The sequence below is a fragment of the Streptococcus bouchesdurhonensis genome (assembly GCF_948472335.1).
The window spans coordinates 1-23,351 of record NZ_CAOKTW010000013.1; the positions used below are offsets into that span (position 1 = coordinate 1).

Consider the following 23,351-nt stretch of genomic DNA (forward strand, 5'->3'; position numbering starts at 1 on the left):
TAGAATTATGATAGAATATAAAAAAGGACTTGAGGAGATTTAGGATGCAAGATGAAAGTGTGTATGGATTAGTCTATAAAGCTATTCGTGAGGAAAGAGGGTTTACACAGAAGGAAGCTGCTGGGACTACAGTGACTCCTCATTTTTTACGTCAGTTTGAGCAAGGGAAATCTCGGATAACCATTCAAAAATTTGAGGAGATTCTTTCTAATATTGGAATTGATAAAGAGACATTTGATAGTCTAAAAACGCAGATGTTTCCAACTGAATTTCATAAATTACAGGCTCAAGTTGCTGATTTGGCCTATAAGCGTGAATTTAAGAAGATCATTAGCTTGATTAATCAACCCTTGGAAAATCCTGGGATTGCTGAACACTACGTGATTGCCAATCGTGTAGTCAATAAATTTGCTATCGCAAACATCATCGGCGATTCTTTTCTGACTCCAAAAGATTATCAAGAACTAGAATATATCAAGAACTATCTCAGTGAATTAGACGATTGGAATAAAATTGAGGTTAATATCTTTTCATCTATCCTGCCTCACTTTTCAATCGAATTTTTAGATTACAGACTCTACCACTTATTAGATACTCTAAAAAAACAGACTGAATACCATTCAATCCGTACTGCTGACTACTATATTGCCTGCTTAAGAACTGCTATCAAGCATTACTCTGTCAATGGCTACTATGATAAAGCTGAGAGCTTAGCTGTGAAAACCTTGGAAGTGATTAATACTTTCCCTCTACTGAGCACCAAGATGACAGAGATGCTTAGTCTTTCCATGGAACGGGCTAATAATTTTCTCAGAAAAGATGATGTCAGAGGTCTAGAGCTTGCTAAGCATATCTTTGCCAGTCTTGATAACTTTGAAAAGGTCTATCCAAATCAACTTCTGACTCGAATGAGAGAGGATTTCTTTGTTACTGTCACACAACTCAATCACACTGGACAACCTTTAGATGTCTAACCTAGAAAATAAAAAAGCTTGAGGAACCACATATTTCCTCAGGCTTTTCTTATCCTTTAAAGGTCACAATAGTCGCACCACTGCCTCCAGCATTTTGTGGGGCATAGCCGAAACTCTTGACATGCTTGTTTCTTTGTAGGTATTTGGTGACACCTTCACGGATGACTCCTGTTCCGATACCATGGATAATATCAACTTGAGCCATATTATTAAGCAAGGCTTGGTCGATAAAGGCATCTAGCTCATTCATGGCTTCTTCATAACGCTTCCCTCGAAGGTCCAGTCTTGCTTGCGGTCCTCTGCCAGAAGTCCGTTTCACGACATTGACCTGTTTCTTCTTGACTGGTTTTTCTTGCTGAGCTTGAACGAGGTCAAATTCTTTTTCTTCCAAGGTCATCTTGATTAAACCGACTTGGGCTTCCCAGCGTCCGTCCTTGAGTTGACTGGTCAAGGTCCCACGCTGTCCATAGCTGAGAACTACGATATCATCTCCCACCTTTGGAGCTCGTTTTTTCTTGGCCTTTTGAAGGACCTTGTTTTTAGACAAATCTACTTTTTCAGGAGCCAATTTTTTCAACTTGGCCTTGGCTTCAATGATTTCATGGGGTTTGAGTTGAGATTTGCTATGGAGATTCTTAAGAATCTGGTCACTTTCACTGAGGGCCATGTCCACAATCTCAGCAGCCTGTTCACGCGCCTTGTTAAGCTCGGTTTCCTTTTCACGATTGAGCTCGTTGTAAAGTTTTTTGAGAGCACGATTCATCTTGAGATTTTCTTGCTCCACCTCACGGATATTGTCCAAGCGTTTGCGACTCTCTAGCGTCTGCTCTTCCAGTTGCTCAATAATCCGGTTGACATCATTGTCCTGATCAACCTGCTGACTGGCATCCCCTACGATAACCTCAGATAGACCTAGACGTTTGGCAATTTCAAAGGCATTGCTTCGGCCAGGAACACCCTGCATAAAGCGATAGGTCGGGCGTAGAGTTGCAGTATCAAACTCCATACTGGCATTTTGCACAAAGGCTGTCTCAATACCGTAGGCCTTGAGTTCTGGATAGTGGGTGGTCGCCATGGTCTTGACTTGACGCAGGCGAAGGTCCTCCAGAATAGCCATGGCAAGGGCAGCTCCTTCTTGAGGATCTGTACCAGCCCCCAACTCATCCAAGAGTAAGAGTGAATGTTGATTAACCTTACCAAGAATATCTACGATATTGGTCATATGGCTAGAGAAGGTAGACAAGCTCTGCTCAATAGACTGCTCATCTCCAATGTCAGCAAAGATTTCTTCAAAAATACCAACACGACTTCCCTTGTCTGCTAAAATCGGCAACCCTGACTGAGCCATAACCTGTATCAAACCCAGAGTTTTGAGCATGATGGTCTTACCACCTGTATTGGGACCTGTGATGACAATAGCTGTTAAATCTTGACCAAAATGGACATCATTTGCAACGGCATTTTTGACCAAAGGATGGCAGACATGGAGCAGTTGAATTTCCTGATTTTCTGACAGCTGAGGTACGACTGCTTGTCTTTCTTGGATAAAGCGGACCTTAGCACGAATCAAGTCCAGATGGCCGATAATCCAAGCATCATTGGTAATCTCAGCCGCATGAGGGCGAACACGCTCAGAAATTTCTTGGAGAATGCGAAGCATTTCATAGCGCTCATCTGCTCGCAAACTGGCAATTTCTTCGCTCAGTTTGACCACCTCACGAGGTTCGATATAGACGGTATTTCCACTAGCAGAAATATCATGAACAACACCTGCAATCTTATTGCGGTAGGTGTTTTTGACTGGTAAAACCTGACGGCCATTTCTGCTGGCAATAATCCCTTCTGTCAACATCTGCCCTTTTTGCTTGAGCAGGTCCTGTAGGACATTGCGTACCTGACTCTCGCTATCATGGATTTTTCGACGGATGCGCGCCAATTCTTCACTGGCAAAATTTTCAATGAAACCTGCATCATTAAAGGCTTGGAGATTTCCTTGTAATTGCGGAAAATCATGTAATTTCTCAAACCAAAGGGCTAATTCTTCCAAGCTAACATTTTCCAGATTAGCATAAAAACTTTGCAGCTCTCGGCTCGACAGAAGCACGCGCTTCAAGAGGAGGAACTCCTCAATATTGAGGTCTGCTCCCATCTCCAAACGCTTGCAGACTCCTGCAATTTCCTTAGTTGAGAGAATCGTGAAATGCGGTTGCTCAACAAAGAGTGCCTGCATTTCCTTCATCTCAGCAAAAGCCTGTTTGATTTTATCCGCTTTGGCAGTCGGAGCCAGCTGTCTCAGTTGATTCAAGCCCTGCTCTGTCAACAAATGAGGTTCAAACAAGGCCTTGACCTTATTGAACTCTAATGTTTCTAATATTTTCTTATTCATCTTTATTTCCTTGTCTTTGAATGTCTAGGTGTAGTAACTTTTTACATTCTGATAGATTCTAGTCAATCTGTAAACAAAGGGCTAGGAAAATTCCTGCCCTTTTTATCCGATTAAATTTGTCACCCAGATTTGTTTGAGCCAACTGGTTGTTACTGGTATGCTCTGGATGATGTGTTTTGCGACGATACTCTTTTCAAGAGGATGTTGAATAGCTGCCATGGGGATGGTCGCTAAGATTGTCAAGGCCATTTGCAAGACAAATAAGGTCACCAACATGGACAAGATACCTGCTGAAATTTGGAACAACTTACCACCCAGTTTTTTACTAGGAAGTAAGTGCAAAAGGAGACCAAGTAAACGACCGATGCTATAGACAATCCCAAATACAAGCAAGTAGCCGATCCCTGCGTAAAAGACCTTATCCAACTGAAAGAGTTGATCCGATGGGAAGAAAAAAGTTCCCTGACCTTCCTGCGGATTTGCATAAGGAAGTAATAAATGGAATTGTTCTCCAAGCCCCTTATAAAACTGGCCAGCCATAAAAGCCGATGCCATGGCTGAAATCAGGTAATAAATCTGTAAGAGCAGGCCTCTCCGATAGCCGATATAAAATCCCCAAGCCAAGACCAATAGAAGAAGGAGTGAAATCATAAGGAATCCTCAATCTTGCTCTGTTCTTGCTTGCAAGTCACCAGCTTATGACGGAGTTCTTCTAATTCTTGCTCCTTATCATCAAATTCAATCTCACGGCTGAGTTGAGTTGACAAACAGTTGACTGCCAACAAAAGAGCGATTGTTTCATCATCTGCGCTAGGCATTTGTTCTTTAATTGCTTGGTATTTTTCTGTCGCAACCTTGGCGATTTCCTCCATAAAAAGGTTATCATGTTCGCTTGTCAAGGTTAATGATTTTTTCCCGAATGTAAATTTGAATCGATTTAGATTTGCCATAAAATTCACCTCACGATATTATACCAAAATTCGCTAACTTTGTCAGTTTTTACAAATTTGCCTGCTTTTGTGGTACAATAGAAACTATGGCAAGTATAACACTCACACCAAGCGAAAAGGAGATTCAGGCTTTTCTTGAACACTATCAAAGCAGTCTGGCTCCTAGTAAGAATCCCTATATCCGCTATTTTTTGCGACTGCCTCAAGCAACGGTTTCTATCTATACTTCTGGAAAGGTCTTGCTTCAGGGTGAAGGAGCTGAGAAATACGCTCGTTTCTTTGGCTATCAAGTTGTAGAGGAAAACAGGGGACAAAATTTCCCTTTAATTGGGACAGATGAGGTGGGAAATGGTTCCTACTTTGGTGGACTTGCAGTTGTGGCTTCCTTTGTCACACCTGACCAGCATGTCTTCTTGCGAAAACTCGGTGTGGGGGATTCTAAAACTCTGACCGACCAAAAGATTCGTCAGATTGCCCCTATCCTCAAAGAAAAAATCCAGCACCAGGCACTCCTTCTCTCACCAAGCAAGTACAACGAGGTCATCGGAGACCGCTACAACGCTGTTTCGGTTAAGGTTGCCCTCCATAATCAGGCTATCTATCTCCTCCTTCAAAAAGGTGTTCAGCCTGAGAAAATTGTGATTGACGCCTTTACCAGTGCTAAAAATTATGATAAGTACTTGGCACAAGAGGCCAATCGTTTCAGCAATCCTATCAGCTTAGAAGAAAAGGCTGAGGGCAAATACTTGGCTGTCGCAGTTTCTTCTATCATTGCGCGTGATCTCTTTCTGGAAAATCTGGAAAATCTGGGACGAGAACTGGGTTATCAACTTCCAAGTGGAGCTGGAACAACTTCTGATAAGGTGGCTAGCCAGATTTTACAAGCCTATGGTATGCAGGGACTCAACTTCTGCGCCAAACTGCACTTTAAAAATACTGAAAAAGCGAAAAAACGCTTAGAAAGGTAAATTATGAATTCATTTAAAAATTTCTTAAAAGAGTGGGGATTATTCCTCCTGATTCTGTCATTACTAGCCTTAAGCCGTATCTTTTTTTGGAGCAATGTTCGCGTAGAAGGACATTCCATGGATCCTACTTTAGCGGACGGCGAAATCCTCTTCGTTGTCAAACACCTCCCTATTGACCGATTTGATATCGTGGTGGCTCATGAGGAAGACGGTAATAAGGACATTGTCAAACGTGTCATCGGAATGCCTGGTGACACCATCCGTTACGAAAATGATAAACTTTACATCAATGATAAAGAGACGGACGAACCTTACCTAGCTGACTACATCAAACGTTTCAAGGACGACAAACTCCAAAGCACTTACTCAGGCAAGGGATTTGAAGGAAATAAAGGAACTTTCTTTAGAAGTATCGCTCAAAAAGCTCAAGCCTTCACAGTTGATGTCAACTACAACACCAACTTTAGCTTTACTGTTCCAGAAGGAGAATACCTTCTCCTCGGAGATGACCGCTTGGTTTCAAGTGACAGTCGTCACGTAGGTACCTTCAAAGCAAAAGATATCACAGGGGAAGCTAAATTCCGCTTCTGGCCAATCACCCGTATCGGAACATTTTAAGAGACCTAAGAGGCCGAGAATCAAGAATCTCAGCCTCTTCTTCTATCGTGAGAAGTGATTGGTTATTGACTATAATACCCCCCCAACTCTCACCTATTCATGCAAAGGAATTTTATGGAAGTTTATTTTTCAGGAACCATTGAACGGATTATTTTTGAAAATCCCAGCAATTTTTATCGCATCCTTCTCCTAGAAATCGAAGATACGGACGCAGAGGATTTTGATGATTTTGAAATCATTGTCACAGGAACCATGGCTGATGTAATTGAGGGAGAAGACTATACTTTTTGGGGGCAAATTGTCCAGCACTCCAAGTATGGGGAGCAACTGCAAATCAGCCGGTATGAACGCACAAAACCAACTAGTAAGGGCTTGGTCAAGTACTTTTCAAGTAGCCATTTCAAGGGGATTGGTCTCAAGACAGCTCAGAAAATTGTGGATACCTATGGCGACAATACCATTGACGAAATTTTGCAACACCCAGAAAAGTTAGAAGGTATCGCAGGACTCTCTGCCAAAAATCGCGAGGCTTTCGTCTCCACCCTCCGTCTCAACTACGGAACCGAGATGGTTTTGGCCAAACTAGCCAACTACGGCATTCCCAACAAACTAGCCTTTCAGATTCAAGACTTTTACAAGGAAGAAACCCTTGATGTGGTTGAAAATTATCCCTACCAACTGGTTGAGGATATCAAGGGCTTGGGCTTTACTATTGCTGACCAACTAGCGGAGGAACTTGGCATCGAAAGTCAGGCTCCTGAACGCTTCCGTGCCGGTCTAGTTCACAGTCTTTTTCAGGCCTGTATGGAAACAGGGGATACCTATGTTGAAGCACGAGATTTGCTAGAACAAACCCTTACTCTCCTTGAGTCTTCCCGTCCCGTGGAACTGGACCCCAGCCAAGTGGCCCAAGAACTCTCCTACCTAATCGAAGAAGACAAGGTTCAGCAAATTGATACCAAAATCTTTGATAATAGCCTCTTTTTCGCTGAGGAAGGCATCCGCAGTCACTTGGTTCGTATCCTTGAAAAAGGAAAACAGAAGAGCCAAGATTTAGAAACTATTCAAAAACATATCACTACTGTCGAGCAAGAACTAGGGATTGAGTATGATAGCATTCAAAAACAAGCTATCTGCGACGCTATCCAGAGCAAGGTCTTTATCCTGACAGGTGGGCCCGGTACTGGTAAGACAACTGTTATCAATGGGATCATCGCTGTTTACGCCCTTTTAGAAGGACTTGACCTCAGGAAAAAAAGCAACCTGCCAATTCTTCTTGCCGCTCCAACTGGACGAGCAGCTCGACGCATGAACGAATTAACAGGCTTGCCTAGCGCGACCATACACCGCCACTTAGGAATGACAGGCGACGATGATACCAGTCATCTGGAAGATTATCTAGATGCTGACTTTATTATCGTGGATGAATTCTCCATGGTGGACACTTGGCTGGCCAACCAACTCTTCTCCAACATCTCTTCTAACAGTAAAATCCTCATCGTGGGCGACAGCGATCAGCTACCGTCTGTCAGTCCCGGTCAAGTTCTAGCTGATCTGCTTCATATTTCCTTGATTCCTCAGACTCGCTTGGAAAAAATTTACCGACAAAGCGAAGAATCAACCATCGTCACCCTAGCTAGTCAAATTCGACAGGGCATCTTGCCGGCTGATTTCACCCAGAAAAAAGCAGACCGTTCCTACTTTGAAATTGCTAGTGGCCATATTCCAGCTACGATTGAAAAAATCTTAGGCGCTGCCCTCAGAAGTGGTATTCCTGCCCGTGATATCCAAGTTCTGGCTCCCATGTACAGAGGGACGGCAGGGATTGATGCCATCAACCAGCTCATGCAAGACCTCCTTAACCCACCACAAAAAGACCAACTTAGTTTTGAAGCTCCCCAGTGCCATTATCGTAAGGGCGACAAGGTCATTCACCTGGTCAATGATGCTGAAATTAATGTCTTTAATGGAGATTTAGGAGCCATCACAGACCTGATTCCTGGTAAATACACCGAGTCGAAACAAGACGAGATTGTCATTGATTTTGACGGCAACGAAGTCTCTTACCCACGTAACGAATGGTACAAGATTCGCTTGGCATATGCCATGAGTATCCATAAATCGCAGGGAAGTGAGTTCCCTGTTGTTATCCTACCTATCACCAGTGCTAGCAGGCGTATGCTGGAGCGCAATCTCATCTACACAGCCATTACACGCGCCAAAAGCAAGCTTATCTTACTAGGCGAATTACAGGCCTTCGACTATGCTACCCAACATATCGGAACTGCCCGAAAAACCTATCTGATTGAACGTTTCAGTGATTTATTGGAGAATGTTGAAGAAAAGCAACAATCTATCTCTGAAACTGCCACATCAAGTGACTCTGAACAATCCTACATCCTGACAGAAGAAAACTGGGACAGCATCCCAGCCATGATTGGGATTACAGAGGCAGACCTCAAAGAGATTTTTGGAAAATAGTGCATAAGAAAACCCACCAATTCAGGTGGGATTTTTGTTTATTAATACTCAATGAAAATCAAAGAGCAAACTAGGAAGCTAGCCACAAGCTGTACTTGAGTACGGTAAGGCGACGCTGACGTGGTTTGAATTTGATTTTCGAAGAGTATAAGATTATTTAACTGTTGCTGTGCTTGTAATCAATTCAACAGCTTTTTTAATTGTGATGTCGTGTTTCAACATATCAGCTGAAAGCAAGCTTTGTACTTGAGCAACTTCCATGTTGTAGTCTGCTGCCAATTGCTCAACTTCTTTTTGGATTTCTTCTTCTGAAGCATCAAATCCTTCAGCTTTGGCAACTGCTTCGATAACAAGGTTAGTCTTAGTACGTGACTCAGCTTCTCCCTCGTATTGTTTGTGAAGATCTTCTTGAGTAGTTCCAGTGATTTGGAAGTACATGTCAGGGTTGATACCTTGACGTTGCAAGTTTCCAAGGAATTCATTAACTGAACGGTGAACTTCTTCGTGGATCATTTCTTCTGGAAGTTCTACGATTTCAGCGTTTTCTACAGCTTTATCGATTGCTGCTCCTTCAACTGCATCTTTGTATGCTTCTTCTTTAGCAGCAGCCAATTCTTTGCGGTATTTTTCTTTCAATTCAGCAAGTGTTTCAACTTCTTCATCGATGTCTTTTGCAAGCTCATCGTCAAGAGCTGGAACTTCTTTAGCTTTTACTTCGTGGATAGTTGTCACGAATTTAGCTTCTTTACCTGCAAGATCTTCTGCTTGGTAGTCTTCTGGGAATGTTACGATAACATCAACAGTTTCGCCAGCTGAGTGACCTACCAATTGGTCTTCGAAACCAGGGATGAATTGACCTGAACCAAGTCCAAGTGAGAAGTTTTCACCTTTTCCGCCGTCAAATTCAACACCATCGATAGAACCAACAAAGTCGATGACAACAGTGTCGCCGTTTTCAGCAGCAGCTTCCTTGATAACCAATTCAGCCAAGTTGTTGCGTTCGCGTTCGATACGTTCTTCAACGTCAGCATCAGTTACTTCTTTTTCTACATCAACTGATACTTCAAGGTTTTTGTAGTCACCCAATTTTACTTCAGGTTTTGTAACAACTTCAGCAGTGATAACCCAGTCTTGACCTTTTTCCATTGAAGTTACGTCAATTTTTGGTTGAGCAACGACTTCAAGACCAGCTTCTTTTACAGCTGCTTCATAAGCATTTGGCAAAAGAGCGTTCATAACGTCTTGGTAAAGTGACTCTTCACCAAATTTTTTGTCGAAGATAGGGCGTGGAAGGTGACCTTTACGGAAACCTGGAACATTAAGAGATTTCTTCACTGAGTTGAAGACACGGTCCAATTCTGGTTTGATTTGGTCTTGAGAGATAGTGAAAGTCAAGACACCACGGTTTGTTTCTTTGTTTTCAAATGATACAGACATTCTGTCATTTCTCCTTAAAATTTTTTAAACACAGTCTATTATAACATAAATGGGCGACTTTTTTCAAGTAACGAATGCTCTTTTCAATCACGCTAGAGGTACTTGCTTGCTTCTTTGATACTAAGGTCAGCCATTCTTTCCTTGTTTTTCTCAATGAAGCCTGCTACCCAAGTTGGATTGGTTTTGGAGTAGTCTCTTAGAGCCCAGCCAATGACTTTATTGATAAAGAATTCTGTTTGGTTCAAATTATGAAGCAGAATCTTTTCCATTAATTGAACATTGGTCTTCTCTTTTCTTAACAACTGGTGGTCAATAGCGACACGTCTCAGCCAGATATTATCTGATAGGCTCCATTTTAAGATTATTTCTTCTAGTTCAGGGTGGTCATACACCAAACTCCCTACTACTCGATCTAGGATATCTACGGTATCCCACCAGGATTTTGTGACGACTAACCGCTCAAGCTTAGGTAAATCGTTCTCCGTTAGATAAGACTGCATTGCTTTCAAATAATTAGCAGCCACATATTGGTATTCTCTAGGCTCCTTTCTCCAGCAAGTATCTACAAAATTCCAGTCGATAATCTTTGTTTTTTTCGCTTTTGGAAAGTATTTTTTATAGAGTGCATTTCTTTCAGGAGCCGCAACGCCTAGGAAGAAAAATTGATGGCGCATATAGGCTTCCATGGGCCCTGCATTTTTTGAATCTCTTGCTGCTTCTAGCTCAACAAGTAAATCTGTTAGACTCATCTAAAACTCCTCATGCCCCACCAAGTGGTGCTGAAAGGCATAGACTGCAGCCTGGGTACGATCGCTGACTTCAAGTTTGGCGAGAATGTTGGACACGTGGGTCTTGACCGTCTTGAGAGAGATAAAAAGTTCGTCTGCGATACGCTGATTTTCGTAGCCCTTGGCGATGAGTTGGAGAACATCTCGCTCACGCGCAGTCAAGTCCTCATGTAGTTCTATGTGATTGCGGTGGTACTCGACCTTCTTGCTGACCTCTTGCTCAATGGCCAACTCGCCAGCAGCCACCTTACGGACGGCATGGAGTAGTTCGTCGGCACTAGAAGTCTTGAGCATATAGCCACGAGCACCTGCATCTAAGACGGGCATGATTTTTTCATTGTCCAAGTACGAAGTCACAATCAAAATCTTGGCTTCAGGCCATTCTTTAAGGATGGCCAAGGTCGCGTCAATCCCATTTATCTCAGGCATAACAATATCCATGACAATGACATCTGGACGCAATTCCAAGGCCAAGTCAATACCTTGAGACCCGTTTGCCGCCTCGCCCACAACTTCTACATCGTCTTGGAGGTCAAAGTAGCTTTTCAAGCCCAATCGGACCATTTCGTGGTCATCTACTAGTAAAATTTTCATCTTTACTCCTTTATCATTCCTTATCAATCAGGGGAATACGGATATCAACTGCCAACCCTTGCTTGGGTGCTGTCAATAACTGAACCGTCCCTGCCATATCTTCAACCCGCTCCTTGATATTGCGTAGTCCATAACTCAAGTCATCTAAACTCCCTAACTGAAAACCAATTCCATTGTCCACCACCTTCAGTTGCAATTCAAGATCCGTCTGATAGAGGTAGACATCCAGACAAGATGCCTGGGCATGGCGGAGGGTATTGCTGATTAACTCTTGCAGGATACGGAAGATATGTTCTTCAATCTTCTTGGGCAATTTCGTCACATTTTGCTTGAAACTAACCTTGAGATCACTCTTGTCCTCAAGCTCTTTTAGGAGAATTTGGATTCCTTCAACCAGACTCTTCTGCTCCAGCTCAACCGGTCGCAAATGCAAGAGCAAGACCCGCAAATCCTTCTGGGCTGTTTCTAAAATAGCTGTGACACTCTGCAACTGGGTCTGCATCTTTTCTCTATCCAATTTCAAAGCCTGCTGACTGATACCCGATAAAATCATGTGGGCCGCAAACAACTCCTGACTGACTGTATCGTGCAAATCCCGAGCAATCCGCTTCCGTTCCTTCTCGATGATTTCCTCTTCCTGAGCAAGGCTGTGATTTTCAGCCTTTTGAAGAGCTTCTGTCAAAAGGTTAAGTTTACCTGACAAGGACTTGAAACTGGCATCCAAATCTGGATCTGCAACCTGAACCACTTCTTGCCCTGCCAACAAACGCTTGAGATTAGCCTGCATTTTTCTTAGAGAAAGCTCTTCAATACCTCGCCAAAACAGGGCTAAGAGACAGGTCATGGACACGCTGAATACCAACAACAAAAAGACAAATTTTTCTGTTTTTTCGACATCGTGCAGAAAGATAGACCAGTCAAAGTCAAGGATGTCCAGCAAGCTGTGGGAGAAAAATAATACAAACAAAATGGAGGTGAGAGCAATGATTACATAAGCTTGTTTTTTCATCCTCTGACCACCTCCACATCGCCAATCATAGTGGTCAAGAGAATCTTGACGCTCTTGTTACTCTTGAGATAATCTCTCGTTTCCTGATGATAGTGTTCATTGCGGAGAGCACGCTTGGGCTGATTGAAAAAAGTCAAATCTCCATAGAGACAGTTAACGCTGAGACTGACTTCCACATCTACAGGTACGATAATTTTGGTCGTTCCTACCATCTTTCTGAGGATAATGACATTATCGTGATTGGTTAGGATGACCCTCTCCAGATGAATAGTGTCCTTGCCCATGAGGCGAAAGAGATTGATATCATCAAACTGGCAAGTCTGGTAGCTTGAAAAATGATGGAGATTTCCAAACCAACGATTTTTCTCCTTCTTAACCGTTACCACCTCTTCAAAAACCAAATTGGTCTGCTCTTTTTCCTGGTTCATCATCGGATAAAGAAGAAAGAGGCTATAGATGACCGCAACAAAAATAGCTAGAATCACAAAAGGATTGAGCATGACGATGAAAAAGAAGAGAATGGTTGCCACTACTAAAAGAAGGTTATTGCCCTCTTTACCAGTGTAATAGCGAATCAAAAGCAAAAAGAGGAATAGAATCAGCAGAAAACGCGAAAAATGCTCTGATACCATCAAAATCAGAGCTCCCGTCAACAGACAGGCTTCGATAAATAAAAAGATTTTAAATTTTCTCATAGGTTCATCCTCTCCCTTCTATTTTATCACAATTCAAAAAAGTCACCTCGGTCTGAGGATGGAAAAAAGGCGGTGGTTACGCCTTTTTCATCTGTTCCTTTGCTTCTTTTAATTTTCCATAAAGAAGATAGTCTACTTTTTGCAAATCTGCTATGGTGACACAATTAAGGGCACACATGATCAAGCGTAGATCTGCTTTCCAGCCTTGGACAATGCCAATCACTTCTTCAACTGTGTAGGTTTCAACCAATTCCAGAACTGTTCGAGACAGTCCCACGGCTTTGGCACCAAAGACCAAGCACTTAATCATATCTAGCGGATTCCGAACGCCTCCACTGACCAAGAGTTCGACCTTGTCTTTCCAGTCTTGGGCATTGAGAAGGGCTTGCATAGTAGACTGACCCCATTGATTAAGATAGTCACGTTGGCCACTGCGGCGGTTTTCGATATAAGCAAAACTGGTACCACCACGACCTGACAGGTCAAAGGTTCGAACGCCCAATTCATAGGCTCTCTCGATGGTCTTGGCATCCATTCCAAAGCCCACTTCCTTGAGAACAATAGGGACAGGGATTTGCTGGCTATAGTCTGCTAGATTCGATTGCCAGCTTCTGAACTTCCTTTCTCCCTCAGGCATGAGCAATTCTTGCATAACATTGACATGCACTTGTAGGAGAAGAGGATTCATCTCTCCTACAGTCTGAAGACCTAATTCGACAGGCTTGTCCAATCCAATATTGGTTCCAAGAAGGAGATTTGGATGACTAGACTTGACAGAAAAAGAGTCATCTGTTGGATCTTTGAGAGCCGCACTATAAGATCCCGTCACAAACAAAATCCCACAGGCGTCCGCCACCTGAGCCAGCTTTTGATTGATTTCTTTACCTTTTTCACTCCCCCCTGTCATGGCATTGATATAAAAAGGAAAGTCCCACTTTCGACCAGCAAACTCTGTCGACAGATCGATTTCATCCAGGTCGTAAAGAGGCAAGGAAGAATGAATCAACTCCACCTCATCAAAGCTATTATAGGAACTTTTCTGCTCAAGGGCATAGCGGATGTGCTCATCCTTACGATTTGTCGTCATGTCCTATCCTTTCTTGGTATAAGAGCTCAATCCCTAGATCGGCCCAACGGTTTTTTAGGGTTTCAGTTGATTGCTCATCAAAACTCAAGGCAATACCACAATCACCACCACCAGCACCGCTACTCTTAGCAACAGCCTGCAAATCTTGACTGGCTTCTTTCAACTGTCTAAGCGAAGGCGTGTAAATATCTACGCTCAAGCCTTCTAAGAGCTTGCTTGCTACTTCTACTTGCTCGATAACTTTTTCAGCTTTCCCCTGCTCCAAGGCTTCTACCAAAGTAGCCACTGTTTCTTTTGAGGAACTTAAAAAACTCTGATTGATATTTTGCTTGATTTGCTGGACCATGTGACTCGATACAGCCACTTCCTTGGTCCATCCCACTAGAAAATCACATTCTAGAGTTGGTTTCACTTGTGAGATAGAAAAGCCCCACTCACGCTCTAAAACTGTCGCCAAATTTTCTTCTTCCAACCAAGCAGCCACCCTTCGGCGATCAAATGACTGGTAGAGAATCAAATCCTCTGCCACAATACAGGCAAGGTCCCCCATGGAGCCATTATCGCCTCGCTTGAGCAAGACAGCACTAGCCAGCTTGAACAAGAGCTCCTGATCCACTGAAAGATTATACAGAGCCAGTAAAGCCTTGACAACTAAGACAACGACGCTACCGCTAGAACCTAAACCAAACTTTTTCCCTTCTCGTTCCATTTTCCCTCGGATTTCCAAGGAAAAGGGTCGCAAGGTCTGCCCACGATCGGCGAGGAAGTCATTCATCAAAGCAATTGTTTCTTGAATCAAGCTATAGTCAGGATTTGGCGTCAAATCAACTGCGAAATCAAACATATCTGAGTAGATACGGTAACTATCAGAAAAAGCAATCTCGCCCTTCATATAGATGGGAATAGCCTTTATCAAGGCCAACTGTCCGGGCTCTAAAATAGCATATTCACCTGCCCAATAGAGCTTTCCGCAAGTTTTAACAGCAATCATCTTGACTCAAATCCTTTGTTTTTGACACAATCAAGCGATAACGCTGACCGAAGATTTCTGATAAATGCTCCAAGTCTTTCTCTTGACATAGGACCTTGACATTGGGACCTGCATCCATGGTAAAGTAGCAGGATTCTCCTTGCCCGCGAAGCTGACGGACAAAGTCCATTGCTTCATAGCTTGCATCGGTCAGATAAGAAAAGGCTGGTGATGCAGTTTTGGTCGTAGCGTGCATAGCAAGGGCATTTTTCTCCGTTAACTCCCCAACCTTGGCAAAGTCATTTTCCTTAAGGTAAACCAGCATATCCTGATAATCCTTCTCAGACTGACGGACCCAGTCATCAAAGGTCGTCGAAGTTTCCACACAAAGTTTCATCCCATCACGACTAGAGATTGGTTTTTTCTTGTCCTCTAGCACCAACATAATCATAGCTAGTTTCAAGTCTGTCTCTACAGGGTAGATTTCTCCACTATCCTTATCCCAAGCACCTAGTGGTCCATAAAAACTCCGAGAAGAAGAGCCTGATGCAAACTTAGCCTCCTGCGCCAACTGACTCCGATTCAAACCAAGCTTGAAATAAGCATTACAAGCCTTGACCAAGGCGGACAAACCGCTAGAACTTGAGGACAAGCCCGCTGCGGTCGGCATATTGTTTTGAGTGTCAATACGAACAAAACCCTCATCATCTGGACGATAACGGTCAATAATCTTGCTCATCTTGGCATGCTCCGCCTCACTCTGTAGCTGACCATTGATATAAAAGGCATCAGCTGTCGCATCCGTCGGTAGAGATGACAAAGTCGTCTCTGTGTACATATTTTCCAAAGTCAGAGAGATACTGCTAGTAGCAGGCACCATCTCTTTCTCTTTTTTCTTTCCCCAATATTTGATAATAGCAATATTTGCGTAAGAACGTACTGTTACAGGCTCTCTATCCATGTCTGAACAGCTCCTTTCTCTTCTAATCTTTCTGCTAGTTCTTGAGCTTGAGTCAAATTGGTTGCCAAGGCTATGATACAGCCTCCTAGCCCACCACCGCTCATCTTGGCACCCAGAGCACTATGGCTAAGAGCCGTTTCAACTAGAGAATCCGCCTCAGGGCTACTAACACCAATTTCTTTTAGATGTAAATGCGCTTGACTAAGGATTTGTCCCAGTCCTTCAGCATCTTTTTGTGAAATCGCTTCTTCTGCTTGCTGGGTCAATTCTCCCAGGGCATGCAAAAACTGCAGGGCATCCTTGCCCTTGTTTTGAACCACTTGGATGGCTTCACGAGTATGACCATAAACGCCCGTATCTGCAATCACCAAATATGCGGATAGATTCATCTCAAGCTCTGTAAATCCTACGTTCTTAATAAAGCGAATAGGCTGGTCACTGAGACAGGTCTTAGCATCCAAACCACTCGGATTCATATGGGCAATCATCTCAGCCCGATTGACCAAGATTTCTAGTACATCATGAGGCAGATCAGCCTGATAGTAGTCAAAAACCGCACGAATGGCCGCTATGCTGATAGCCGCTGACGAACCCATTCCCCGTTTTTCAGGGATAGCCGAGTCAATCTCACAGCGAATGCAGGCTTCTTTGATATCCAAATACTCCAGCGAAGCATAAACTGCCATGGACAAGGTATCCTCCTCATAGAGACGCCAAGGACTCGCTGCAGGAACTACCTTACAAGTTACCACCACCTCCAAAAGAGGCAGGGAAATGGCAGGATAACCGTAAACGACCGCATGCTCCCCTATTAAAATTATTTTACTATGTGCCTGACCGACACCCACTTTTTTTGTCATGTTTTCCTTTTAGCTAGACGGAAAGACCGTCTCATACTCAATGAAAATCAAAAGGCAAACTAGGAAGCTAGCCGCAGGCTGTACTTGAGTACGGTAAGGCGACGCTGACGTGGTTTGAATTTGATTTTCGAAGAGTATTATTTTTTCCTACAAGTATTTATTTTCTCCTATCTATTTTATTATATTTTCACAAAAAAAGCGATTGTTTCCATTCACAATCGCTCGATGCTAAAATAAAACTTTTAAGCAAACTAGAGAAAAAACTCAAGAAAGAAATGGATAAACTCAGTTGCATGATTACAACTGAGTTCTCCTAGTCTATTTTCTATTCTTGCATGGTGTAACCGACACCACGCACGGTTTTAATGTAGCTTTTTTGACCTTTTACATCAAGCTTGCTACGTAGATAACGGATATAGACATCCACGATATTTGTTTCGGTCGCACTTTCATACTTCCAAACACTTTCCAATAACTGCTCACGAGTCAGAACTTTCTTGCTTCCCATAAGAGTAGCCAAGAGGTCATACTCACGACGGGTCAGAGCAATCATCTCTTCGCCACGATAAACGGTATGATGTTCTACATCCATACGCAGATTGCGATAAGACGTTGGAACCTTCATCTGACTACAGTGTTGGTCGATAAAGTCCCGACCTCGGAAAATCGCTGAAATACGGGCCACCAAATTGTCAATAATAACCGGCTTATAGATGTAAGAAACGGCAAAGCGTTGGATTGCCTCAATCTGATCTTGCAATTCTTCGCGATGGTCCAAGACCATGATCACTGAGGCTGGCTTAGTCCGACTCAGCTTGTCTGCAAAATCCTGGGCTGTCATATCCCCCAGACGAGCATTCAATAAAATCAAGTCATAGTCTGTCTGAAGAGCCATGGAGAGGGCCTTTTGCCCCTCCTCAACCTGATCAACTCGGTATTGCTCTTTTTGGAGTTCCAAACTTAAAAAATGAGCTAGATTTCGTTCTTTCTCAAGTAATAAAATCCGTTTCCCCATGGCAGACCTACTTATTTTTCGTCATACCAAGAGTAGTGGAATGTTCCTTCTTTGTCTTTACGTTGGTAAGTGTGGGCACCAAAGTAGTCACGTTGCGCTTGGATCAAGTTAGCTGGAAGGTCAGCTGAACGGTAGCTATCAAAGTAAGTAATAGCTGCTGAGAAAGTTGGCACTGGCACACCAGCTTGAACCGCAAGAGCTACGATATCACGCACTGCTTGTTGGTACTTAGCAGTAACATCCAAGAAGTACTCATCCAAAAGAAGGTTGGCAAGATCTGCATCACGGTTGTAAGCATCTGTAATCTTTTGCAAGAAACGAGAACGGATGATACAGCCATCACGCCAGATAGATGCGATGTCTGCAAATGGCAAGTTCCAGTTATTTTCTTTAGAAGCTACACGCAATTGAGCAAAACCTTGTGCGTATGAAATGATTTTTGAGAAGTAAAGGGCTTGACGGATCTTTTCAATCAACTCAGCCTTGTCTCCTTCAAATTTGAAGGCAGCTGGTTTTGGAAGAACCTTGCTAGCATGTACACGTTCTTCTTTGTAAGTTGAAATGTAACGTGCAAATACTGACTCAGTGATGAGTGACAATGGCACACCAAGGTCAAGTGATGATTGACTAGTCCATTTACCAGTTCCCTTGTTACCTGCGGCATCAAGGATGTAGTCTACGATTGGTCCATCTTGACCTTCATCGTCTTTACGGCTCAAGATATCAGCTGTGATTTCGATCAAGTAGCTGTCCAATTCACCCTTGTTCCACTCAGTAAAGATTTCAGCCATATCTTCTGCTGAAAGGCCTAGCAAGTGTTGCATCAAGTCATAACTTTCTGCGATCAATTGCATATCACCATACTCGATACCGTTGTGGACCATCTTCACATAGTGACCAGCTCCATCAGGACCGATATAAGTCACACATGGTTTGCCATCTTCTGGTGCTTTAGCTGAGATTTCTTCAAGAACATCCGCAACCAATTCGTAGGCCTCTTTTTGTCCACCAGGCATGATAGAAGGACCTTCTAGGGCACCTTTTTCACCACCAGAAACCCCAGTACCGATAAAGTTGATACCTGAGTTTGCCAATTCTTCATTACGACGGATTGTATCTTTGTAGAAAGTGTTTCCTCCGTCGATCAAGATATCACCCTTGTCAAGGTGTGGAAGAAGGGCTTGAATTGTAGCATCTGTACCAGGTCCAGCTTGAACCATGAGCATGATACGACGAGGTTTTTCGATTGAGTTTACAAAACTTTCAACGTCATAGCTTGGTACAAAGTTCTTTTCAGGATGGCAAGCAATTACATCTTCAGTTTTTTCTTTACTACGGTTGTAAATAGCAACTGTGTAACCACGAGATTCAATATTAAGGGCAAGGTTACGACCCATTACGGCCATACCAACGACACCAAAGTTAGCTTTTGTCATTTGACACTCCTCTTGTTTAATTTGTTTTATTTTATCATTTTTACTTTTGAAAAGAAAGAATTTTGTAACGACTGCTTAGTAGTCCAAGTCATCCGCATGTCCAGAACCATTTCCAACAAAGTATCCTGTCTTACAGTTAAGGGTAAAGAGATAGGTTCCATCTGGCTTGTAGAGGTTGTAATAACCATTGCCATTAACGATATTGACACGTTCGAGGATGTATTGGTTGCCAGTGATATAACCACGTGAACGTGAAGTCTCTAGAATTTGTTCTAAGACACCATCCGCGAAATCCCAGGCAGAATTATTGCTATCATCAATAGCAGACTGGTTATAAGAAACACGACTCGCACTTCTTTGAACAGCAACTCCTGCACTTGATACACCCATATTGACTTCACTGCGGGTACTTCTAGTTTCAGTTGATGCAGTATTTGAACTACTTGGGCTTGTTTCACTAGCAGTATTTTGATTTGCTTGACTAGAGCTTGCGCTGCTAGATTCAGTTGAACTTGCGCTTGAACTTGAAGCACTTGTTTGTTGGCTCTTACCTAGACTAATCGCCTTATCTAGCAATTTATCTAGCTCCGTATTTCCAGTTTTAATATCTATAAATTTAGCATCAGATTTAGCTTTTGCATTGGTATCCAAGACACCATCTACAATAGCTGGCTTCTCAAATTGAGCATTGACATCTTGAATGGCCTTGATTTGCGTTGCTAGACTATCATACTTAGATTTGGCAAGCGTATATTCACGACTACCTTCTAGCTTATCAAGCAAGGTCTTTAGTTGGCTCAGTTTATCAAACTGGCTATTTTTCAAAGCCGTTTTATTACTATCTGTGTAGAAGGCATCATATAAATTATTAAATTCTTCAACTTCTGCCTGTGTGTTTGTGGTTGATTGAGAAGTCTGGATTTCCTTGGTCGAACGAGCCACTTGACGATAAACATAATAACCTGTTCCAAGGATAAGAACCGCTAAGGCTGCTAGAATCCCATAACCCACCCATTTCTTCTTGCTTTTTCCATCTTCACTATCCGTAGCTCGAGAACGTGTGAGAGCCTCTTCCGCTCCAACTAATGGTACCTCTTCCGTCTTAAATTCTTCGACAAGAGGAGCTTCTGAAACTCGTGTTAATTCTAAATCATCAAACTGACCCAATTCATCTTCTGGAGCTGGAGAAGTTACTCCTGTTTCCTCACGAAGCTCTTGAAGCAAATTATCCAGAGTCTGAGTCTCCTCTACCTCTTCTTTTTCAACTAATTCATCTTTGCTAAACTGACGCGTTTCAAACTTATCTGCCTCAATTTCATCTTTATGTTGCTTCACATACTTGTCCAAGATAGAATCTCCAGGCAATACACCTGCTTCCACCTCTTCATTTTTTCGCATAGCTTCTCCAACTGTTAGCTCTTTGGCATCATCAAAATCAAATTGCGCTTCTTTATGTTCTGTTTTATGACGATTCCGTCTTTTCTTACTCATGAGTTTTTCCTTTCTACTTTACTTCCTGACGTTTAACACGCTGACCGAAATATTGATACAAATCAACTTTTAAGGTTCCATTGTACAACTTACGCTTCTTATCCGCTTGACTACCGTACTTGAGCTCAAAGGCTTCATCGCTAGTTAGGATAAACTTACTCCAGGTTTTCAGAGGAGCAAATACTTGACCCATCTCAGCATAAAGCTTGGTAACCCCTGCATCATCTGACAAGCGTTCACCATAAGGTGGGTTAGAGATAATCACTCCATTGATTTTATCAGAACGCAAATCCTGCACGCGCATCTGCTTAAAGGTAATATCTCCTGCAACCCCTGCTGCCTGAGCATTGGCCTTAGCAATTTCCACCATGCGAGCATCGATATCACAGCCCATGATATCCAGTTCCAGCTCACGATCCACTTTCTTAGCTGCTTCAGTACGAACTTCTTGGATCAAGCGATCGCTAATCCAGTTCCATTCCTCAAAAGCAAAGGAGCGACGAAGACCAGGAGCCATCTTTCTAGCAATCATAACTGCCTCGATACAGAAAGTTCCTGAACCACAGGTCGGATCAATCAAGGGCTTGTCTGGATACCAGTTAGAGAGTTGTAAAATGGCTGCCGCCATGTTTTCCTTGATAGGAGCCCCACCTTTTTCGGTACGATAGCCACGTTTAAAGAGGCTAGTCCCTGTCGTATCAATCATGACAGTTACTACATCTTTGAGAATAGAAACCTCAATCTTAAACTCTGGACCATTCTCCATCAGAGGAACACCTTCTGGGCGGGCGTAGTGTTTCTGCAATTTCTTGACAACGGCCTTCTTTGAAATAGCCTGAACACTGGGTTCATTGTGTAGTTTAGATTTCACACATTTGGCTTTTGAAATCGGAAAACGAGCTCCAAGTGGTAAATAATTTTCCCAATCTAGAGCAAAAACTCCCTGAAACAGCTCTTCAAAAGTCTTAGCTGGGAAAGTTCCTACGATAATCTTGATACGGTCTGCCGCTCGAAGCCAGAGGTTGGTTTCGATGATGGCTTTCGCATCTCCTTGAAAACGAACACGTCCGTTTTCAACTTGACAATCGTAGCCCAACTCTCGCACTTCACGACCAACGACAGCCTCAAGACCAGCTGCAGCAGTAGCGATTAAATTAAATTCTTTTTTCATTTTCAGTCTTATAAGACCTTTCTGTATGTCCACTTTAAAAAATGAGGTTGAGAAAGTTTTCTCAGCCCCAACCTATATGCAATTTTCTATAAGCCATGTTTTGTTCCAGAAGTGACTAGGACCACTTCCTTCGATAATCATCTGTCTACCACTAACAACTTACAGCTGATAGCAGTCAGAGTACTACGTTCGTTTCCGTGTACTCCATGCCCCGACCGAAATTTGGGTTGCTAGCTTGAGGGGTTTACCGCGTTCCACTCTCTCTGTTTCCAGAAAGACTCCGTCACTGTGGCACTTTCAAGCCTACTCTGGCCTATCCAAGGACTTAGCCATTTCGACTGCCGTAACGATCTCTCGTCCCTAGGCTTATGGATTCGCCTAGCACAAACACTACAGGCATCACAGCCTGTGCTAGCATGGACTTTCCTCATGAAAAGAAATTCTCCTCACGCGATTATCCAAAAATTGCACTTTTCAAATACACTCTTATAAATCAGAGTTATCCAAAATTTGTTTACCAAATACTTCTTTCTCAAGACGATTTAGACGTTTTAAAATATCAAAATTCGTCATAGAAGTCGTTGCTGTCATTTCAAGTGGTTCTGCTTGAACCGGTGCAGATTCAGGTTTGCGAGACAATTCTTCCTTCAACTCTGCAATTTCTTGACGGAGAGACTTGACTAAGGCAGCATAAGTTTCATAGTCCTTGATGACATCGTCCAAAAATTCATCAACTTCAACCTTACTATATCCACGGACTTCACGTCCAAACTCTTGCTCAAAAATATCTTTCGCTGAAAAAATAATACTTGCCATCTCTCTCTCCATTCTCGGTTTCTAATAGTATTATTATATAAAAAAAGGCAAACAAAAATCAAGGTCAAAGCCTTACTTTTCAGAAAAATTTTCTACTAGCTCATTTAAGTCTTCAAAGGTTAGCCTTTTTATGCGATAACCTTCCTGATTTTTCATCAAATTGTCTATAAATTTTAATTTAGTCTCATTTTCTGGGTCATAGAAAAAATAAGCTAAATCAGTATTTTCCAGTAAAAATCGTTGGTAGTCTCGTAGTTGCCCCATATGTTCATATTTAGGATAGGCATATTTGACAAAATCGACCTGCTTAAATTGGCTAAGTTTAAGCTGATTCGCTTCATTCCAATTTTCCCCGTGTGTTTCAAAATCAAAAATGGTCGCTAGGCTGAAATCATATTCTTCTTTCATTTCATTTGCGACATCCAGCACCCAAGATTCAAATCCCAAGTTTCCTGTAAAGACCAGCCATTTAATCCCTTCTTCTGCTAAACTTTCTAAATCACGGCGAATGGCTTTCTTTATAATTTTTAACCTGATATCTTTTTCATTAAACAAACCCAAGTCAAAATTAGAATATCCCATAATTAAAGCTGTAGTCATTTTTACACCTTTCTTTCTATTTTTATGGTATAATAGAGTGATGT

The 23,351-nt window shown here is 42.6% G+C and carries 22 protein-coding genes and 1 other RNA gene; 4 read left to right on the plus strand and 19 right to left on the minus strand.

All coding sequences use genetic code 11. From position 1 onward, the window contains the following. Window positions 1–44: 44 nt before the first annotated feature. Window positions 45–974, plus strand: coding sequence for a helix-turn-helix domain-containing protein (locus tag QMQ21_RS17035; RefSeq protein ID WP_261814858.1), 930 nt, complete (start codon window positions 45–47; stop codon window positions 972–974). A 49-nt stretch (window positions 975–1,023) separates the two neighbouring features. Here QMQ21_RS17035 and QMQ21_RS17040 read toward each other — a convergent pair whose 3' ends face one another. The 3 genes from QMQ21_RS17040 to zapA form a co-directional block, all read right to left on the minus strand. Continuing rightward, window positions 1,024–3,360: an endonuclease MutS2 gene (locus QMQ21_RS17040; protein ID WP_261814859.1), complete on the minus strand. Its 2,337-nt coding sequence runs from the start codon at window positions 3,358–3,360 to the stop codon at window positions 1,024–1,026. Window positions 3,361–3,462: 102 nt separating this feature from the next. Continuing rightward, on the minus strand, window positions 3,463–4,011 hold the full coding sequence (locus tag QMQ21_RS17045; RefSeq protein ID WP_203212688.1) for a CvpA family protein: 549 nt from the start codon (window positions 4,009–4,011) through the stop codon (window positions 3,463–3,465). Next, entirely contained in the window at window positions 4,008–4,310 is a 303-nt protein-coding gene (gene zapA / locus QMQ21_RS17050; RefSeq protein ID WP_000002019.1) for a cell division protein ZapA, read from the minus strand. The genes QMQ21_RS17045 and zapA overlap by 4 nt, the downstream gene beginning before the upstream one ends. 86 nt (window positions 4,311–4,396) lie before the next feature. Here zapA and rnhC point away from each other — a divergent pair, with 86 nt between their 5' ends. From rnhC to recD2, 3 genes are all read left to right on the plus strand, one after another. Beyond that, window positions 4,397–5,278 (plus strand): ribonuclease HIII, encoded by an 882-nt coding sequence (gene rnhC / locus QMQ21_RS17055; protein WP_261066410.1) that lies wholly within the window; start codon window positions 4,397–4,399, stop codon window positions 5,276–5,278. Between the two features lie 3 nt (window positions 5,279–5,281). Then, window positions 5,282–5,896, plus strand: a complete 615-nt coding sequence (gene lepB / locus QMQ21_RS17060) for a signal peptidase I (RefSeq protein WP_001083986.1) — start codon at window positions 5,282–5,284, stop codon at window positions 5,894–5,896. 114 nt (window positions 5,897–6,010) lie between these two features. Next, a complete protein-coding gene (gene recD2, locus QMQ21_RS17065; RefSeq protein WP_261814860.1) occupies window positions 6,011–8,377 on the plus strand; it encodes an SF1B family DNA helicase RecD2 in 2,367 nt (788 codons plus the stop codon). Between the two features lie 153 nt (window positions 8,378–8,530). Here the strand turns inward: recD2 and tig are convergent, their stop codons facing one another. From tig to QMQ21_RS17145, 16 genes are all read right to left on the minus strand, one after another. Continuing rightward, entirely contained in the window at window positions 8,531–9,814 is a 1,284-nt protein-coding gene (gene tig, locus QMQ21_RS17070) for a trigger factor (RefSeq protein ID WP_000116485.1), read from the minus strand. A 92-nt stretch (window positions 9,815–9,906) separates the two neighbouring features. Beyond that, window positions 9,907–10,563, minus strand: coding sequence for a DNA alkylation repair protein (locus QMQ21_RS17075; protein ID WP_049509717.1), 657 nt, complete (start codon window positions 10,561–10,563; stop codon window positions 9,907–9,909). After that, window positions 10,564–11,196 carry a response regulator transcription factor gene (locus tag QMQ21_RS17080; RefSeq protein ID WP_261034716.1) on the minus strand — a complete coding sequence of 211 codons (633 nt, stop codon included), beginning with the start codon at window positions 11,194–11,196 and terminating at the stop codon, window positions 10,564–10,566. Window positions 11,197–11,209: 13 nt separating this feature from the next. Next, the gene (locus QMQ21_RS17085) at window positions 11,210–12,205 is read right to left on the minus strand and encodes an envelope stress sensor histidine kinase LiaS (RefSeq protein ID WP_261814861.1); all 996 of its coding nucleotides are present in this window, start codon (window positions 12,203–12,205) and stop codon (window positions 11,210–11,212) included. After that, window positions 12,202–12,900: a cell wall-active antibiotics response protein LiaF gene (liaF, locus tag QMQ21_RS17090; protein WP_261034714.1), complete on the minus strand. Its 699-nt coding sequence runs from the start codon at window positions 12,898–12,900 to the stop codon at window positions 12,202–12,204. The genes QMQ21_RS17085 and liaF overlap by 4 nt, the downstream gene beginning before the upstream one ends. 76 nt (window positions 12,901–12,976) lie before the next feature. Further along, window positions 12,977–13,987 (minus strand): type 2 isopentenyl-diphosphate Delta-isomerase, encoded by a 1,011-nt coding sequence (gene fni / locus QMQ21_RS17095; RefSeq protein WP_261054498.1) that lies wholly within the window; start codon window positions 13,985–13,987, stop codon window positions 12,977–12,979. Continuing rightward, the gene (locus QMQ21_RS17100) at window positions 13,971–14,978 is read right to left on the minus strand and encodes a phosphomevalonate kinase (RefSeq protein ID WP_261814862.1); all 1,008 of its coding nucleotides are present in this window, start codon (window positions 14,976–14,978) and stop codon (window positions 13,971–13,973) included. The genes fni and QMQ21_RS17100 overlap by 17 nt, the downstream gene beginning before the upstream one ends. Continuing rightward, window positions 14,965–15,918: a diphosphomevalonate decarboxylase gene (gene mvaD, locus QMQ21_RS17105; RefSeq protein ID WP_261814863.1), complete on the minus strand. Its 954-nt coding sequence runs from the start codon at window positions 15,916–15,918 to the stop codon at window positions 14,965–14,967. The genes QMQ21_RS17100 and mvaD overlap by 14 nt, the downstream gene beginning before the upstream one ends. After that, on the minus strand, window positions 15,900–16,778 hold the full coding sequence (gene mvk / locus QMQ21_RS17110; protein ID WP_203212679.1) for a mevalonate kinase: 879 nt from the start codon (window positions 16,776–16,778) through the stop codon (window positions 15,900–15,902). Before mvk ends, mvaD begins: the two co-directional genes overlap by 19 nt. Before the next feature lie 325 nt (window positions 16,779–17,103). Beyond that, on the minus strand, window positions 17,104–17,793 hold the full coding sequence (locus tag QMQ21_RS17115) for a response regulator transcription factor (RefSeq protein WP_020903407.1): 690 nt from the start codon (window positions 17,791–17,793) through the stop codon (window positions 17,104–17,106). A gap of 11 nt (window positions 17,794–17,804) precedes the next feature. Beyond that, on the minus strand, window positions 17,805–19,229 hold the full coding sequence (gndA, locus tag QMQ21_RS17120) for an NADP-dependent phosphogluconate dehydrogenase (RefSeq protein WP_000158778.1): 1,425 nt from the start codon (window positions 19,227–19,229) through the stop codon (window positions 17,805–17,807). 75 nt (window positions 19,230–19,304) lie between these two features. Then, on the minus strand, window positions 19,305–20,720 hold the full coding sequence (gene mapZ / locus QMQ21_RS17125; RefSeq protein WP_261814864.1) for a cell division site-positioning protein MapZ: 1,416 nt from the start codon (window positions 20,718–20,720) through the stop codon (window positions 19,305–19,307). A gap of 13 nt (window positions 20,721–20,733) precedes the next feature. Next, window positions 20,734–21,891: a THUMP domain-containing class I SAM-dependent RNA methyltransferase gene (locus QMQ21_RS17130; RefSeq protein ID WP_261814865.1), complete on the minus strand. Its 1,158-nt coding sequence runs from the start codon at window positions 21,889–21,891 to the stop codon at window positions 20,734–20,736. A gap of 84 nt (window positions 21,892–21,975) precedes the next feature. Beyond that, an RNA gene (gene rnpB / locus QMQ21_RS17135) (RNase P RNA component class B) lies at window positions 21,976–22,357 on the minus strand. Window positions 22,358–22,377: 20 nt separating this feature from the next. After that, the gene (gpsB, locus tag QMQ21_RS17140; protein WP_000146534.1) at window positions 22,378–22,707 is read right to left on the minus strand and encodes a cell division regulator GpsB; all 330 of its coding nucleotides are present in this window, start codon (window positions 22,705–22,707) and stop codon (window positions 22,378–22,380) included. Window positions 22,708–22,779: 72 nt separating this feature from the next. Next, entirely contained in the window at window positions 22,780–23,307 is a 528-nt protein-coding gene (locus QMQ21_RS17145) for an SLOG family protein (protein WP_049516192.1), read from the minus strand. Between the last annotated feature and the right edge of the window lie 44 nt (window positions 23,308–23,351).